The sequence below is a fragment of the Amycolatopsis sp. NPDC051758 genome, from assembly GCF_044453095.1.
Lineage (GTDB): Bacteria > Actinomycetota > Actinomycetes > Mycobacteriales > Pseudonocardiaceae > Amycolatopsis.
In genome coordinates this window covers 324,439-338,182 of the sequence record NZ_JBITCJ010000011.1, presented here as the reverse complement: position 1 = coordinate 338,182, position 13,744 = coordinate 324,439, and the positions used below count along the sequence as shown (strand labels likewise).

General features: G+C 71.6%; 12 protein-coding genes. 7 read left to right on the top strand and 5 right to left on the bottom strand.

Annotated elements, in window-relative coordinates; all coding sequences use genetic code 11:
- The first annotated feature begins 33 nt into the window (after positions 1-33).
- The 6 genes from hppD to ACIA5G_RS41520 all read left to right on the top strand — a co-directional run bounded on the left by hppD (position 34) and on the right by ACIA5G_RS41520 (position 8,038).
- Positions 34-1,233: a 4-hydroxyphenylpyruvate dioxygenase gene (gene hppD, locus ACIA5G_RS41545; RefSeq protein ID WP_395933644.1), complete on the top strand. Its 1,200-nt coding sequence runs from the start codon at positions 34-36 to the stop codon at positions 1,231-1,233.
- A 122-nt stretch (positions 1,234-1,355) separates the two neighbouring features.
- Complete coding sequence (locus tag ACIA5G_RS41540) at positions 1,356-1,913, top strand: YbaB/EbfC family nucleoid-associated protein (RefSeq protein ID WP_395933642.1); 558 nt, start codon at positions 1,356-1,358, stop codon at positions 1,911-1,913.
- Positions 1,914-1,924: 11 nt separating this feature from the next.
- Positions 1,925-2,233 carry a type VII secretion target gene (locus ACIA5G_RS41535; protein ID WP_395933639.1) on the top strand — a complete coding sequence of 103 codons (309 nt, stop codon included), beginning with the start codon at positions 1,925-1,927 and terminating at the stop codon, positions 2,231-2,233.
- Positions 2,233-6,312, top strand: coding sequence for a hypothetical protein (locus tag ACIA5G_RS41530; protein ID WP_395933637.1), 4,080 nt, complete (start codon positions 2,233-2,235; stop codon positions 6,310-6,312). Before ACIA5G_RS41535 ends, ACIA5G_RS41530 begins: the two co-directional genes overlap by 1 nt.
- A 6-nt stretch (positions 6,313-6,318) precedes the next feature.
- Complete coding sequence (locus ACIA5G_RS41525) at positions 6,319-7,179, top strand: immunity 49 family protein (protein ID WP_395933635.1); 861 nt, start codon at positions 6,319-6,321, stop codon at positions 7,177-7,179.
- A 13-nt stretch (positions 7,180-7,192) separates the two neighbouring features.
- Positions 7,193-8,038, top strand: a complete 846-nt coding sequence (locus ACIA5G_RS41520) for a ferredoxin (protein WP_395933633.1) — start codon at positions 7,193-7,195, stop codon at positions 8,036-8,038.
- On the opposite strand, the gene ilvA is transcribed toward ACIA5G_RS41520, so the two are convergent.
- Positions 8,023-9,225, bottom strand: coding sequence for a threonine ammonia-lyase (ilvA, locus tag ACIA5G_RS41515; RefSeq protein ID WP_395933631.1), 1,203 nt, complete (start codon positions 9,223-9,225; stop codon positions 8,023-8,025). The two genes, ACIA5G_RS41520 and ilvA, sit on opposite strands and share 16 nt — an antisense overlap.
- A 95-nt stretch (positions 9,226-9,320) precedes the next feature.
- Between ilvA and ACIA5G_RS41510 the strand changes: the two genes are divergently transcribed.
- The gene (locus ACIA5G_RS41510; RefSeq protein WP_395933629.1) at positions 9,321-9,593 is read left to right on the top strand and encodes a hypothetical protein; all 273 of its coding nucleotides are present in this window, start codon (positions 9,321-9,323) and stop codon (positions 9,591-9,593) included.
- A 59-nt stretch (positions 9,594-9,652) separates the two neighbouring features.
- On the opposite strand, the gene ACIA5G_RS41505 is transcribed toward ACIA5G_RS41510, so the two are convergent.
- The 4 genes from ACIA5G_RS41505 to ACIA5G_RS41490 form a co-directional block, all read right to left on the bottom strand.
- The gene (locus tag ACIA5G_RS41505; RefSeq protein ID WP_395933627.1) at positions 9,653-10,810 is read right to left on the bottom strand and encodes a cystathionine gamma-synthase; all 1,158 of its coding nucleotides are present in this window, start codon (positions 10,808-10,810) and stop codon (positions 9,653-9,655) included.
- A 34-nt stretch (positions 10,811-10,844) separates the two neighbouring features.
- The gene (locus ACIA5G_RS41500) at positions 10,845-11,300 is read right to left on the bottom strand and encodes a hypothetical protein (RefSeq protein ID WP_395933625.1); all 456 of its coding nucleotides are present in this window, start codon (positions 11,298-11,300) and stop codon (positions 10,845-10,847) included.
- 21 nt (positions 11,301-11,321) lie between these two features.
- A complete protein-coding gene (locus ACIA5G_RS41495; RefSeq protein WP_395933623.1) occupies positions 11,322-11,714 on the bottom strand; it encodes a hypothetical protein in 393 nt (130 codons plus the stop codon).
- Between the two features lie 406 nt (positions 11,715-12,120).
- On the bottom strand, positions 12,121-13,680 hold the full coding sequence (locus ACIA5G_RS41490) for a hypothetical protein (protein WP_395933621.1): 1,560 nt from the start codon (positions 13,678-13,680) through the stop codon (positions 12,121-12,123).
- Positions 13,681-13,744 lie beyond the last annotated feature (64 nt).

The following is a 13,744-nucleotide window of genomic DNA, read 5'->3' as shown; positions in this document are numbered from 1 at the left end:
ACATCTTGCCTCACGAGGCGGATCCTTCGGAGTATGACCCAGACTGCCGAACCTCAGGGCGCGCTCGACGACGTCAGTTATGACCAGCTGCGTCAGCTCGTCGGGCTCGTCGACCACGACGCCTCGACCGACCCGTTCCCGGTCAAGGCCATGGACGCGGTGGTGTTCATCGCCGGCAACGCCACCCAGACCGCCTGGTACTACCAGATCGCGTTCGGGATGCAGCTCGTCGCGTACTCGGGACCCGAGACCGGCGACTTCGAGCGCAAGTCCTACGTCCTCAAGTCCGGCTCGGCCCGGTTCGTCATCACCGGCGGCGTGCGGCCGGACTCGCCGCTGCTGGACCACCACCGCAAGCACGGTGACGGCGTCATCGACCTGGCGCTCGAGACCACCGACGTCGACAAGTGCATCGAGCACGCCCGCGCGCAGGGCGCGACCGTCCTCGAGGAGCCGCACGACGTCTCCGACGAGCACGGCACCGTCCGCATGGCCGCGATCGCGACCTACGGCGAAACCCGCCACTCGCTGGTCGACCGGTCGCGCTACACCGGTGTCTACCTGCCCGGTTACGAGCCGCGCGAGAGCACGATCAAGCGGCCCGAAGGCGCGCCGAAGCGGCTCTTCCAGGCCGTCGACCACTGCGTCGGCAACGTCGAGCTCGGCAAGATGGACTACTGGGTCGACTGGTACCACCGCGTCATGGGCTTCGTGAACATGGCGGAGTTCGTCGGCGACGACATCGCCACCGAGTACTCGGCGCTGATGAGCAAGGTCGTCTCGAACGGCAACCACCGCGTCAAGTTCCCGCTGAACGAGCCCGCCGTGGCGAAGAAGAAGTCGCAGATCGACGAGTACCTCGAGTTCTACGGCGGCGCCGGCTGCCAGCACATCGCGCTGGCCACCAACGACATCATCGCCACGGTCACCGCGATGCGCGCGGCCGGCGTCGAGTTCCTCGACACCCCGGACTCCTACTACGACGACCCCGAGCTGCGCGCCCGGATCGGCAACGTCCGCGTGTCGATCGAGACGCTCAAGGAGCACAGCATCCTGGTCGACCGCGACGAGGACGGCTACCTGCTGCAGATCTTCACGAAGCCGATCGGCGACCGCCCGACCGTCTTCTACGAGCTGATCGAGCGGCACGGCTCGCTGGGCTTCGGAAAGGGCAACTTCAAGGCCCTGTTCGAGGCGATCGAGCGTGAGCAGGAGCGCCGCGGCAACCTCTGACACATCTCGGCGAAGGCCACCGTGGGAGACCTCCGGGTCCCCTATGGTGGCCTTTGGCGTACTCGGGGAACCGCCGGCGGCTCGGATCCGTCAGTGGGGAGAAGCAGAGAGAAGGGGCCGGGATGCCGGACAGCGTCGACGCCAGCGACGAGATGATCGACAACTGGACCAAGCGGCTCGAGCAGAACGCCGCGCGGTACCAGGCGCTGGCCGATCGCATGCAGGGACAGACGGTCACCGAGCGGTCGAAGGACGGCTCGGTGCAGGTGACCGTCGACTCGCGCGGCCTGCTGAAGAACCTCGTCATCACCGAGGCCGCGGCGGGTAAGCGGATGGCCGAGGTGTCGGCGCAGGTGATGCAGCTGGTGCAGCGCGCGCAGGCGCGGATCCCGGAACTGCTGCAGCAGGCCATGACCGAGACCACCGGCGCCGGCGACCAGGCCGCGGCGGAGATCGTCCGCGAAGCGCAGAGCACGTTCCCGGAGCCGCCGCCGGAGCCGGAGCCCGCGTTCCCGGAACCCGACCGCGTCCGCCGGTTCCTGCCGGAGGACAACGAAGAGCCACGGCCGCCCGCGCCGCCGCGCACCCCGCCGCCGCCTCCGCAGCAGCAACCGCCCCGGCGCCGCCGTCCGGCCGACAACGACGATGACGACGACTTCGGCGGATCGATCCTTTCCTGAGGGGGAAACCGATGACGGATGTGGAACTCAGCACCGACCTGACGGCGCACGCGAAGCAGCTCGACGCCATCGGTGACGGGCTGCAGCAGGCCGTCGACGCGGCGAACCAGGTCAGCATGCCGACCGATGCGTACGGCATCCTCTGCCAGCCGTTCCGGATGATGCTCGACCCGGTCGAGCAGTACGGGATCGACGCGCTGAAGGACGCCGTGCAGGCGATGACCGCCGTCTCGGGCAAGGTGCGCGAGGCCGCGGCGGCCTACCACAAGTACGAATCCGGCGTCGCCGACGATCTCAACAAGTCCGCGGGCGGTGCGTGATGCCGGAGGGGAATCCGCTCGTCGCGGACGCCAAGCAGGACCCCGACGGCCCGGGTGCGTTCACCGCCGGCAACGGCGACTACGGCTGGGCCGGCGGCATCGGCATCGCCGAGTCGTCGATGGACGCGTTCAACGGGATCAAGGACGGCGACTGGGTTTCCGGCGGCTTGGGCGTGCTCAGCCTGGCCGGCGAGGTCGCGGGCGCCGCGATCGACCCGTTCGGGTACCTGATGTCGTCGGTGGCGTCGTTCCTGATGGAGCACATCCAGCCGTTGAAGGACATGCTGGACTCCGTCGCGGGCAACCCGCCGGTGATCCAGTCCTATGCCGACACGTGGGGCAACGTCTCGAAGGCGCTGGGCGAGCGCAAGACCGACTTCGACAACGCGGTCAAGAACGGCACCGCCGGCTGGACCGGCCAGGGCGCCGACGCGTACCGGAAGTTCGCCGCCGAGCACAGCGACGCGTTGTCCGGCGCGGCGACGGTGGCCGGCGCGATCAGCACGGTCACGATGATCATGGGCCAGGTCGTGTCGTTCGTGCGCGAGACCGTGCGGCAGCTGATCGCGGACCTGGTCGGCAAGCTGATCGCGTGGGTGATGGAGGAGGTTTTCTCCCTCGGCTTCGGCACGCCGGTCGTGGTGGCGCAGGCGATGGCCGCGATCGCCAAGTGGGGCAAGAAGATCGGGGAGCTGCTCAAGAAGCTGACCGACACCATCCGCAAGGTGTCGCCGCTGCTGGGCAAGCTCGTGGACCTGTTCGGCAAGATCGCCAAGGTTTTCGGCAAGGTGCTGGGCAAGGTCAGCGGCCTGGACGGGCTGAAGGTCAAGGAAGGCGGCTTCGTCCGCAAGATCCCCAAGGGTGAGGGCGGTGGTGTCCACGCCCGCGGTCACGGCGGCGGAGACGGGGACAGTTCGCCGGACGGTGACGGTTCTTCCGGCGGTGACAGCGGTTCTTCCGGCGACTCGGGTGATTCCGGGAGCGGCCGCGGGGATTCCGGCTCGGACTCGCCCAGTTCCGACCCGATGAACACGGATTCCTCACCCGACGGCGGATCCCGCCGGAGTTCGAGCCGGGACGGGTCCGGGTCGCCGGACGGGGACGGTTCACCCGCGCACTCGGGCGACGGGGACAGCTCGCCCGGCGGGGACGGCAGCCCGTCGACGGCCCGCTCGGGCGACGGCAGTCCCTCGACGGCGCGGTCGGGCGACGGCAGCACGCCTCGCTCCGGAGACGGCTCGCCCTCGCACGCGGGCGACAGTTCTCCTTCGCACGCCGGGGATTCCAGCCCGTCTTCGACTCGCTCGCCGTCGCACGCCGGCGACTCGAGCCCTTCGCCGACACGCGCCGGGGACAACTCGCCGTCGCACGCGGGCGACAGCAGCCCGTCGCCCACTCACGGCGGAGACAGCACTCCAACCCGCGCGGGCGACAGCTCGCCCTCGCACGCCGGTGACAACAGCCCCTCGCCCACCCGCGCGGGCGACAACTCGCCTTCCCATGCAGGCGACGGCAGTCCTTCTCCCACCCGCGCAGGCGACAACTCGCCTTCCCATGCAGGCGACAGCAGTCCTTCCCCCACCCGTGCGGGCGACAACTCGCCTTCGCACGCCGGTGACAGCAGCCCCTCGCCTACCCGCGCTGGGGACAACTCGCCTTCCCATGCAGGCGACAGCAGTCCTTCCCCCACCCGCGCGGGCGACAACTCGCCCTCCCACGCCAGCGACAACAGCCCCTCGCCCACCCGCGGCGGAGACAGCACTCCCTCGCACACAGGCGACAGCACGCCGACCCGAGCAGGCGACAACTCGCCGTCGCACGCGGGTGACAGCAGCCCTTCCCCTACTCGCGGCGGCGACACCAGCCCCTCGCCCACGCACTCCGGCTCGTCGCCCGCCGCGCGGTCCGATGCTCCCAGCTCGCACGCCGGCTCGGACTCGCCGAGCAGTGCCGCGCCGCCGCGGGCCGATGGGACCACCTCTGCCAGCGGCACCGCGCCGGCCGCGCCGCGCACCGGTGACCCGGGCACCCAGTTCCCGTCGCCGCGGGGCGGGGACGGCGCCGCCGCGTCCGGCGTTCCGCCGCAGGGTGGCGCGCCGATGGGGGGCGGCATGCCGCCCGGCGGGGCACCCGGTGGTGGCGGGCTCGGTGGCGGTTCCCCGCGCACCGGCGGCGGTCCCGGCTGGACCGGCACCCCGGGCAGTCCCGGGGCGCACACCCCGCACGTCGACGCACCCGGCCGCCCGCGCACCGGCGGTGACCTGCCCGAAGGACGGCCGCGCCCGGGTGGGGACACCCCGCGGCCGCGCACGCCGGACGCCCCCGCGCCGGCCGCCCGCGGCTTCGGCCCCGGCACGCACGGCCCGGACACCCGGCCCGGCGGCCACACCCCCGGCACCCGGCCGGGCGGTCCCGGGCACACCGGCCCCGGCGGCCCGCACGGTCCCGACGGGCACGGCCCGCACGAGAACGGCCCCGGCCACCACGACCCGGACGGCGGCCCGCCCCACCACGACGAGCCGCTGACCCCGGACGAGGTCAACGCGCGGCACTCGGAAAGCACGCCGTCCGGCAGTTCGTACCACGCGAACGACCCGGACATGGGCGACCTGCCGCACCGCGTGCAGCCCGACCCGGACGGGCGCTACACCGTCGACGTGCACGTCACCCCGGACGGCCACGCCCGCATCGGCGACCGCCTCTACACCCCCGAGGAGTTCGCGGACATCCTGCGCCGCAACGCCGACTACGACGGCCGGCCGGTCCGCCTGATCGGCTGCGACGCGAGCTCGAACGACTTCGCGCACCGGCTGTCGCGCGAGCTCGACACCGAGGTGATGGCCCCGACGAAGCCCGCGTGGACGGACTCGCACGGCCGTGTCTTCTCGTCCGACTACGAAATCGGCCCGGACGGGAAGATGCGCCCCCGTATCCCGCCGGACGGCGAGTGGAACACCCACCACCCCGACGGTTCGACGCACCGCGCGGGCGACGACGGCTTCGCGCCGGACACCCACCACGGCGACCCGCACGACGTCGACGCCGACAGCGCGCAGCACCGCGGCGAGCGCTACATCGACGAAGAGCCCGTCGACATCGAGCACCCGGACCGGGAGCCGAAGGCGTCGATGAAGGAAAAGATCAACGACCCCGACTACCGCGAAAAGTACTACGACGGCCCGAACAAGAACGGCGAGTACTCGCGGAAGAACGCCGACCAGGTCGACGCCGCCGACGAGCGCATCCCGAAGATCAAGGAAGACCCGGCCAAGCCGGAGGGGCAGCGGATCGAACCGAAGTCCGACGACTTCGAAGAAGCGACCTACCACAAGCAGAACGAGGTCGAGCAGCCCGCGACCCAGCACCAGAAGGACGAAGCCCAGGACCTGATCGACCGGCGCCACGAAGCGAACCAGCGCGCGCGGGAAGCCGAGGGCGACTACCAGGACGCCAAGGAAAAGGGCACGCTCACCAACGAGATCGAGCGCGAGCGCTCCGAGGCGCACCGCGACCGGACCGATCTCGGCGAAGAGCTCGGTGAGCACGCCGCGCGCGACGCCGTCGCGGACCAGTTCCCGTCTCCGCCCCACGAGATCAAGGAACTGCCCGACCCGGACATCCACGGTGACAACACCCGGCTCGGCGACAAGCCGGGATCCGGGCGGTTCGACCAGATCTACGAGGTCACCGGGCCGGACGGGAAGCCCAAGATCGTCGTCGTCGAGGCGAAGGGGCCGAATGCCGGTCTCGGCACCCGGCAGGGTCCGGCCGGCGACCAGCTGCGCTACGAGCAGGGTCATCCGAAGTACGTGGAAAGCATCATCCAGAACATGGCGCGGAACGGGACGGAAGCGGAACAGAATCTCGCCGAAGACCTCCGCCGGGCCATGAAGAAGGGCGATGTCGACTATTACGTCGCCAAGGCGCGAGTGCGCGACGAGTTCGAACTCGACCCGTCGGGCAACCGGGTCCCGGACCCCGACAACCCCGGCGGGTTCAAGAAACATCCGGTGTACGGTGGCTACAACCTGAAACAGTTCGATCTGACGGACCGGCCACCGAAGAATCGTGGGGAGTGACGAAAAGTGCCCACAGTCGACCGGCACGACTTCGACGCGCCGAATGCCGAACGCGCGGTGAAACGGCTCTTCGCGCGCCGGCACGAGGCACGCGAAGACATCGAAACCGACAAGCTCGGCCCCAGTTTTGCGCTGGAACGGTCGTACGACGAGTTCGCCTACCGGTGCGGCGCCGATCCGCGGGCGGCCGAGAACGAGACGTGGCTGGCGTTCGCGCGGGCCGTGCAGAGCGGAAGCGCCTTGTTCGTGACCGCGAACCGGCCTGAGGGCGAAGAGGTCGAGTTCCGCTTCGGCGAGGACGTGATCCGGCGGCCGGCCACCGGTCCGACGCGCGACAGCGACGCACTGAACTGGCTCAAGGCGACGTACCTGGCGATCATCGCGCGCGATCGGCCGCGGCTCGAGCTGCTGGCGGCCGTGCCGGTCGACCTGCTGCGCGAGTCGGGCCCGCAGTACGACGAGTTCGTCTTCGACTGGGTGCGAGCGCTGCAGATCCACGTCCGGGGCGAGGACGGCCTGATCGAGGCCGTGCTGGCGGCCATGCGCGGCACCGAGCCGGAAGCGCTGCAGGCGTCCGTCCCCGAGGCAGTGCTCCAGCTGTCCTTCCCGCCGATCGAGTTGTTCTACCACTTCACGCAGCGGGAGGACGGAAAGTTCGGCGACGCGCTCGTCACCGCGCTGGAGCTGCACCGGCGGTACTGGACGGCCGATCCCGAACGGCCCCGGGACCCCGCGAGCATCGTCGCGCTGGCCCCGCTCGCCATCGCCTGCCTCGCCCGCGACGCCGGGATGACGTTCGACGTCGAGTCCGACTACCTGCCCCACCACCTGCTCGCGGGCTCCCGCGTCGGCGAGATCACCATCTGACCTCGGGAGCGACATGAGCCAGCCACCGGGGCCGCTGCGCCCGGACCAGCAGCAGGAGATCGTCCGGCAGATCGGCCTCGCGCTCGCTTCGCAGGCGCCGCCGGGCTGGCGGCAGCTGCGGATCGAATACCGCGCCGCCGGCCGGCACGTCGAGGCCGACCTGCTGGTGACCGGGCCGGACGGCCTGCCGCGGCCGGCGCAGCCGCACCCGGAGGCGGTGCGCCTGCTCGGCGTGCTGCGGTCGGGCATGTACCAGCCCGGCCGGGGCACCTGGCTGGGCATGATCTGCGTGTTCGACCCTGCGCAGCCACCCGACGTCGACTTCGTGCGGCCGGACCTCGAACCGCCGTTCCGGCAGCAGCCGCCGGCGCTGGGGTTCCAGGACGAGCTGCGGTTCTTCCCGCGCGCCGACGAGCAGATCCCGGCCTGGCTGCGGGAAAAGGCCGGGCTCACCCCGCCCGTCTCCGACGGCGAGGTGCGCACCCCGCGGATCTACGACGGCCTGGACGCGGCGGGCAAGCCGCTCATCCGGCGCCAGCCGCTCGTCCCGGCCGAGGCCGAGCGGGTGCTCGCGTACCTGGACGCGGCGCCGGTGATCCTGGCGTCGCGCAGTTACGGCCCGGACGCGTTTGCGCCCGATCGCGACGACGCGGTGCCGATGAACTTCCGCACGGACGGCGCCTGGGCCTGGCCCGGCGCGGTCGCGTACTACCTGCGCGAACACGGCGTGCCGCCGGACCCGGACCTGGTCGCCCACATCCGCGCCCGGCGCTTCACCGCGCCGTCGGAAGTCACCGAAGAGGCCACGGACCAGGCGCTCGCGGCCATCACCGGTGAACGGCCTCAGACGACCGTGTAACCCGCGTCGGTCAATGCGGACTCGACCTCTTTGCAGTGCTCGGGGCCGCGGGTTTCCAGCGCCAGCACCACGTCGGCCTCACCGAGGTCGAGGCTGCCCGAGATCCGCGAATGCTCGACGTCGAGGACGTTCGCGCCGAGCCCGCTGACGCACGACAGCACACCCACCAGCGAGCCCGGGCGGTCCGGGACGCGCAGGTGGAGCCGCAGGTAGCGGCCGCCCGCGGTCATGCCGTGCTGGATGATCTGCAGGAGCAGCACCGGGTCGACGTTGCCGCCGGACAGCACCGCCACCACCGGCGGTTCGAAGTAGCCGGGGTACTGCATGAGTGCCGCGACCGCCGCCGCGCCGGCCGGCTCGACCACCAGCTTCCGGCGCTCCAGGCAGAGCAGCACGGCCCGCGAGAGGGACTGCTCGGACACCGTCACGACGTCGTCGACCAGCGCTTCGACGTGGGCGAAGCTCACCAGGCCCGGCTCGCCGACGGCGATCCCGTCGGCCATCGTCGAGGTCGAGCTCAGCCGCACCGGCGCGCCCGCGGCCAGCGACGGCGGGTACGCCGCGGCCTCCTCGGCCTGGACGCCGACCACGCGGACGTCCGGGCGCAGGGCCTTCACCGCGGACGCGAGCCCGCCGGCCAGCCCGCCGCCGCCGGTGGCGACCAGGATGGTCTTCACGCCCGGCAGCTGCTCCAGGATCTCGAGGCCGACCGTGCCCTGGCCGGCGATGACGTCCGGGTGGTCGAAGGGGTGGATGAACACCGCGCCGGTCCGCTCGCCGAACTCGATCGCCGCGGCGAGGGTCTCCTCGAGCAGCGCGCCGTGGAGGTGGACGTCGGCGCCGTAACCGCGCGTCGCGGCCAGCTTCGGCAGCGGAGCCCGCAGCGGCATGAAGACGGTGGACTTGGCGCCGAGCAGCGACGACGCCAGCGCGACCCCCTGCGCGTGGTTGCCGGCACTGGCCGCGACGACCCCGCGCTCGCGTTCGGCGGCACTGAGGCCGTGGATCCGGGTGTAGGCGCCGCGGATCTTGAACGAGCCGGTGCGCTGCAGGTTTTCGCACTTCAGGTGCACCGGGCCGCCGTGGAGCCGGCGCAGGTCGCGCGCGTGCTCCATCGGCGTCACCCGCGTGACTCCTTTGAGGAGTTCGCGGGCGGCCTGGATCCGCTCGATGGTGACGAGTTCCATGGCCCGGATGATGCCACTCAGGAGATCCACAGGTTGATCGGACCGGGAGCCGGGTACCCTGGGCCGTGTCAACACGCGGTAAACAGGGAGCAACCATGGCACGGGGGAACGACGCGAACACCGCCCGGCGGGCGCGCGCCACCCGGTCGGCCGGCCTGCTCCCCCTGGTGATCGGCCTGGCTTCCGCCGCCGCGCTCACCGGCGCGGCGTTCATCACCGTGGACAGCGCGAGCTGCGGCGCCCCGGCCCAGTACATCCGCCACGACAGCCACGTCGAGCTGGTCGGCGGCTGCGTCGACGGCGCGAACCTGCCGGCCGCGGGCACCCCGAAGACCGGCGGCGCGGTGCACGGCAACTACAACCCCTGATCCCGAGCACAAAAAACGGCGCCGGAGCAGTTCCGGCGCCGTTTTGCTTTGTCCGGGGCTCAGCCCAGGGCCTGCAGCAGGTCCTCGACCAGGTCGCGGCCGTCTTCGATGCCCGCCGAGAGACGGATCAAGTCCGCCGGAACCTGCAGCGTCGAGCCCGCCGTGCTCAGGTGGGTCATCCGGCCCGGGTGCTCCAGCAGCGACTCGACACCGCCGAGCGACTCGGCGAGGATGAACAGCTTCGTGCGGGACACGACCTCGAGCGCCGCCTGCTCGCCGTCCGCGTGGCTGAACGAGACCATCCCGCCGAAGCGGCGCATCTGCTTCGCCGCGATCTCGTGCCCGGGGTGCTCCGGCAGGCCCGGGTAGTAGACCTTCGCCACCTTGGGGTGCTTGACCAGCGCCTGCACGATGAGCTCGGCGTTGTCGCTGTGCCGCTCCATGCGCAGGGCGAGCGTCTTGAGGCCGCGCAGGGTCAGCCAGGCGTCGAACGGCCCGGGCACCGCGCCCGCGGCGTTGCGCAGGTAGAACAGCTGCTCGCGAAGCTCGTCCTCGTTGGTGACGACCGCGCCGCCGACGACGTCCGCGTGGCCGCCGAGGTACTTGCTCGTCGAGTGCAGCACGATGTCCGCGCCCAGCGAGAGCGGGTTCTGCAGGTACGGCGTCGCGAAGGTGTTGTCGACCACCAGGCGGGCGCCGGCGTTGTGCGCGAGACCGGCCAGCGCGGCGAGGTCGGCGATGCCGAGCATCGGGTTGGTCGGCGACTCGCACCAGATCAGCTTCGTCTCCGGCCGGATCGCGGCGCGCACCTCGTCGAGGTTCCCGAGGTCGGCGACGGTGTGCTCGACGCCCCACAGGCTGAGCACCTTGTCGATCAGGCGGAACGTGCCGCCGTACGCGTCGTTGCCGAGCACGAGGTGGTCACCCGGGCGCAGGGTGCTGCGCAGCACCACGTCGGACGCCGCCATGCCGGACGCGAAGGCGAGCGCGTGCCGGCCGCCTTCGACGGAGGCCAGCGCCTCCTCCAGCGCCGTGCGGGTCGGGTTCGCGGTGCGCGAGTACTCGTAGTCGCCCTCGCGGGTGCCGCCCACGCCGTCCTGCGCGTAGGTGGAAGTCTGGTAGATCGGCACGGTCACCGCGCCGGTGCGGGGGTCGGGCTTCTGACCCACGTGGATCGCGCGAGTCTCGAAACCCAGTGCTGAGTAGTCGTCCACCATTGCTTCAGCGTACGGCCCGCCGCTTGAATTCCCGTCAAGTGGGATGGATCTCAGAAACGCACCACCGCGCGGCGGGCGTCGACACGGCCAGCACCAGCGTGACCACGGCCGGAGGCAGCACGACAGCCAGCGCGGCCAGCCCGCCCGCAGCCAGGTCGCCGGGGCCGCCGAGGTCCACGAAGGCGAGGCCGGTGGCCGCGAGGACCAAGGACGTCACCGTCGCCAGCAGCGCCGCCGCACTCCCGGCGATGCAGCCGATCCGGCCGGCCGGCTGCCGGCGCAGCAGCAGGACACCACCCGGCAGCAGCGTCGACGCGAGCACCGCGTTGACGGCCGCGTGGACACCCGCGCGGCCGGCGTCGTCCGGGAAGCGGACCAGCGTGACGACGTCCAGGACGAGCCCGGCCAGGTACAGCAGTCCGCCGAGCAGCGCGAGCACCGCGGTGGCGAGGGCCGTGCGGCCTTCGGTGGACGTGGTGAAGGGAGGCACCGGCCGAGGATAGGGGTGCGCTCACCAGCCCCGGGACGGGTACGCGCCCTGACCGGACAGCGCGGGCAGCAACGGGGTGCGATAGCGCAGGTAGCGGAACGTCGGCGGCACGAACGCCAGCACCAGGACCAGCACCGAGAGGGCGGCGAGGCCGACGCGGTCGATCATCGCGACCCCGCCGTGGGTGAACATCGCGTCGGCGAAGCGGGCCAGCGGGACGCCCACGGACAGCGGCTCGGTCAGCAGCGCGCCGATGGCCAGCAACGCGCCGACGCCGAGGAGCACTGCGCCCGCGGTCGCGCGGAAGAACGTCGCCAAGGAACCGAGGAGCAGGACGAGCCCGGCGACGAGGTATGCGGCGAGGTCCGCCAGCACCAGACCGGGCAGTGCGCCGAGGCTGAATTCGGCGGGCATGTCGAGAAAGATCCTGACCGGCACATATCCCGCGGCGGCCGCGGCCGGGAGTCCGAGCACACCGGCGAGAAGTGCCGTTACTCCGGATGGCCGAGCCGGCGAATACGAATGCGAATAAGTTACCGGGTATCCCTGCGGACCGGTCACAACTCCCCCATCAAGAGCACAGGACGAACCCGTTCACCCTAACCCGAAAGGGGGGAAGCAGTCCGGAAACGGAACCGAATTCGGCCGAACAGCGGAACCCAAGATCATTTGTGTGCGGTAGCGCCAGAATTCGTGTCGCGCGTTCCGGCGACCGAACGGCCCATCAATTGTCCGAAATGGACAATTGTGTATTCGGCCGTAAACGCAGCGTGCCCCGGAGTCGAATCGACTCCGGGGCACGAGAGAAAGGTGTACTAGTTCACCACTGCTGCTGCGGCGGCTGACCGGGCTGACCAGGCTGGCCCGGCTGGCCGTAGCCGCCCGGCTGCTGCGGCGGCTGGCCCCAGCCCTGCGGCGGCTGACCCGGCTGCTGCGGGTAACCCTGCGGCGGCTGGCCCGGCTGGCCGTAACCACCCGGCTGCTGCGGCTGACCCGGCTGCGGGAAGCCCCCGCTCGACGGCTGCGGGAACCCGCCGCTGGACGGGTTGGGCCCGCCCGGCTGGCCGTAACCCGGAGGCGGGCCGTAACCCTGCGGCGGCTGCCCCGGCTGGCCGTAACCACCCGGCTGCTGCCCGAACCCGCCCGGCTGGCCCGGCTGACCGGGCTGCCCCGGCTGGCCGAAGCCGCCCGACTGCTGCGGGCCACCAAAACCGCCCTGGTTCGGCGGTCCACCGAAGCCCTGCGGCCCGCCCGGCGCGGCGCCGCCGCCACCGAGGCCGACGAACTGCTGGGTGGCCGGGACGAACCCGAGGACACCGACGATGAGGATGAGCACACCCAGGATCAGCGGCGGCAGACCGATACCGAACGTGTCCTTCTGCGACGCGGAGGCCTGGGCGAGCGTGTCGGCGTTCGGCGTCAACCCGATCTTGAGCAGCAGCGCGAAGAGCGTGAGCAGCGCACCACCCGCGACGACCACGATCGGGACGAACTTCTTGATCCCGCCCAGCTTGCTCGCGAACGCCAGGCCGACACCGCCGGCGAGGGAGATCAGCGAGGCCACCAGGATCATGATCACGTAGAACCAGACCGCGCCCGGGCCGATGATCCCGGCGTCGTCGAGCGCCTTGTCGATCGCCTCCTGGCTCGGGGCCAGGTCGAAGATCTTCGAGTAGTCGCTCGCGTCGCCCATGTAGCCGAACGAGATGATCAGCGCGATCAGCCCGAGCACCGCGACGATGCCGCCGGCGATGTAGCCGAACATGCCGTTGCCGCCGCCCGGCGCCCCGCCGAACTGCGGCGGCTGGCCCCCGAAACCGGGCTGCTGGGGGCCACCGAACCCGGGACCGCCGAAGCCCTGCGGCGGCTGGCCGAAGCCACCCGGCTGGCCCGGCTGTTGGCCGAACCCGCCCGGCTGACCGGGCTGGCCCGGCTGACCGAACCCGCCCTGCTGCTGACCGAACCCGCCCTGCTGCTGGCCGAAGCCGCCCGGCTGCTGGCCGAACGCCGCGGCCGGGTTGTCGGCCGCGCTCGGCGGCGGGGTGTACGGGATGGCCGGCGGCTGGGAACCCGGCGGGACCAGCTGGGTGGAGTCCGCGACCGGGGCGTCGCCGCCGCCGGCCGGGTTCACCATCTGGGTCGCGTTCGCGTCGTACGGCATCGCCTGGGTCGCGCCCGCCCCGCCCTCGCCCGGCTGGACGGGCTGGACGACCTGGGTCGGCTCCGGCGTCTCCCCGAACGGGGAACCGCCCTGTGGCTGGACGACCTGGGTCGGCTCCGGGCTGCCGAACGGGTCCTGCTGCGGCTGGGCGCCACTCGGTGGGCCCTGAGGTGGCTGGCCGCCACCCCACGGCTGGTTCGGTGGCTGCGGTGCACTCATGTGGGTCTTGAACCCCCTTGACGAGGACGCGAAAGTGTTCTATTTGCGCCCACGCTATCGGATC

Excerpts from the sequence above, each read along its gene's own strand:
- hppD (WP_395933644.1), top strand. The coding sequence starts at position 34 with ATGACCCAGACTGCCGAACCTCAGGGCGCGCTCGACGACGTCAGTTAT.
- ACIA5G_RS41540 (WP_395933642.1), top strand. The coding sequence starts at position 1,356 with ATGCCGGACAGCGTCGACGCCAGCGACGAGATGATCGACAACTGGACC.
- ACIA5G_RS41535 (WP_395933639.1), top strand. The coding sequence starts at position 1,925 with ATGACGGATGTGGAACTCAGCACCGACCTGACGGCGCACGCGAAGCAG.
- ACIA5G_RS41530 (WP_395933637.1), top strand. The coding sequence starts at position 2,233 with ATGCCGGAGGGGAATCCGCTCGTCGCGGACGCCAAGCAGGACCCCGAC.
- ACIA5G_RS41520 (WP_395933633.1), top strand. The coding sequence starts at position 7,193 with ATGAGCCAGCCACCGGGGCCGCTGCGCCCGGACCAGCAGCAGGAGATC.
- ilvA (WP_395933631.1), bottom strand. The coding sequence starts at position 9,225 with ATGGAACTCGTCACCATCGAGCGGATCCAGGCCGCCCGCGAACTCCTC.
- ACIA5G_RS41510 (WP_395933629.1), top strand. The coding sequence starts at position 9,321 with ATGGCACGGGGGAACGACGCGAACACCGCCCGGCGGGCGCGCGCCACC.
- ACIA5G_RS41505 (WP_395933627.1), bottom strand. The coding sequence starts at position 10,810 with ATGGTGGACGACTACTCAGCACTGGGTTTCGAGACTCGCGCGATCCAC.
- ACIA5G_RS41495 (WP_395933623.1), bottom strand. The coding sequence starts at position 11,714 with ATGCCCGCCGAATTCAGCCTCGGCGCACTGCCCGGTCTGGTGCTGGCG.
- ACIA5G_RS41490 (WP_395933621.1), bottom strand. The coding sequence starts at position 13,680 with ATGAGTGCACCGCAGCCACCGAACCAGCCGTGGGGTGGCGGCCAGCCA.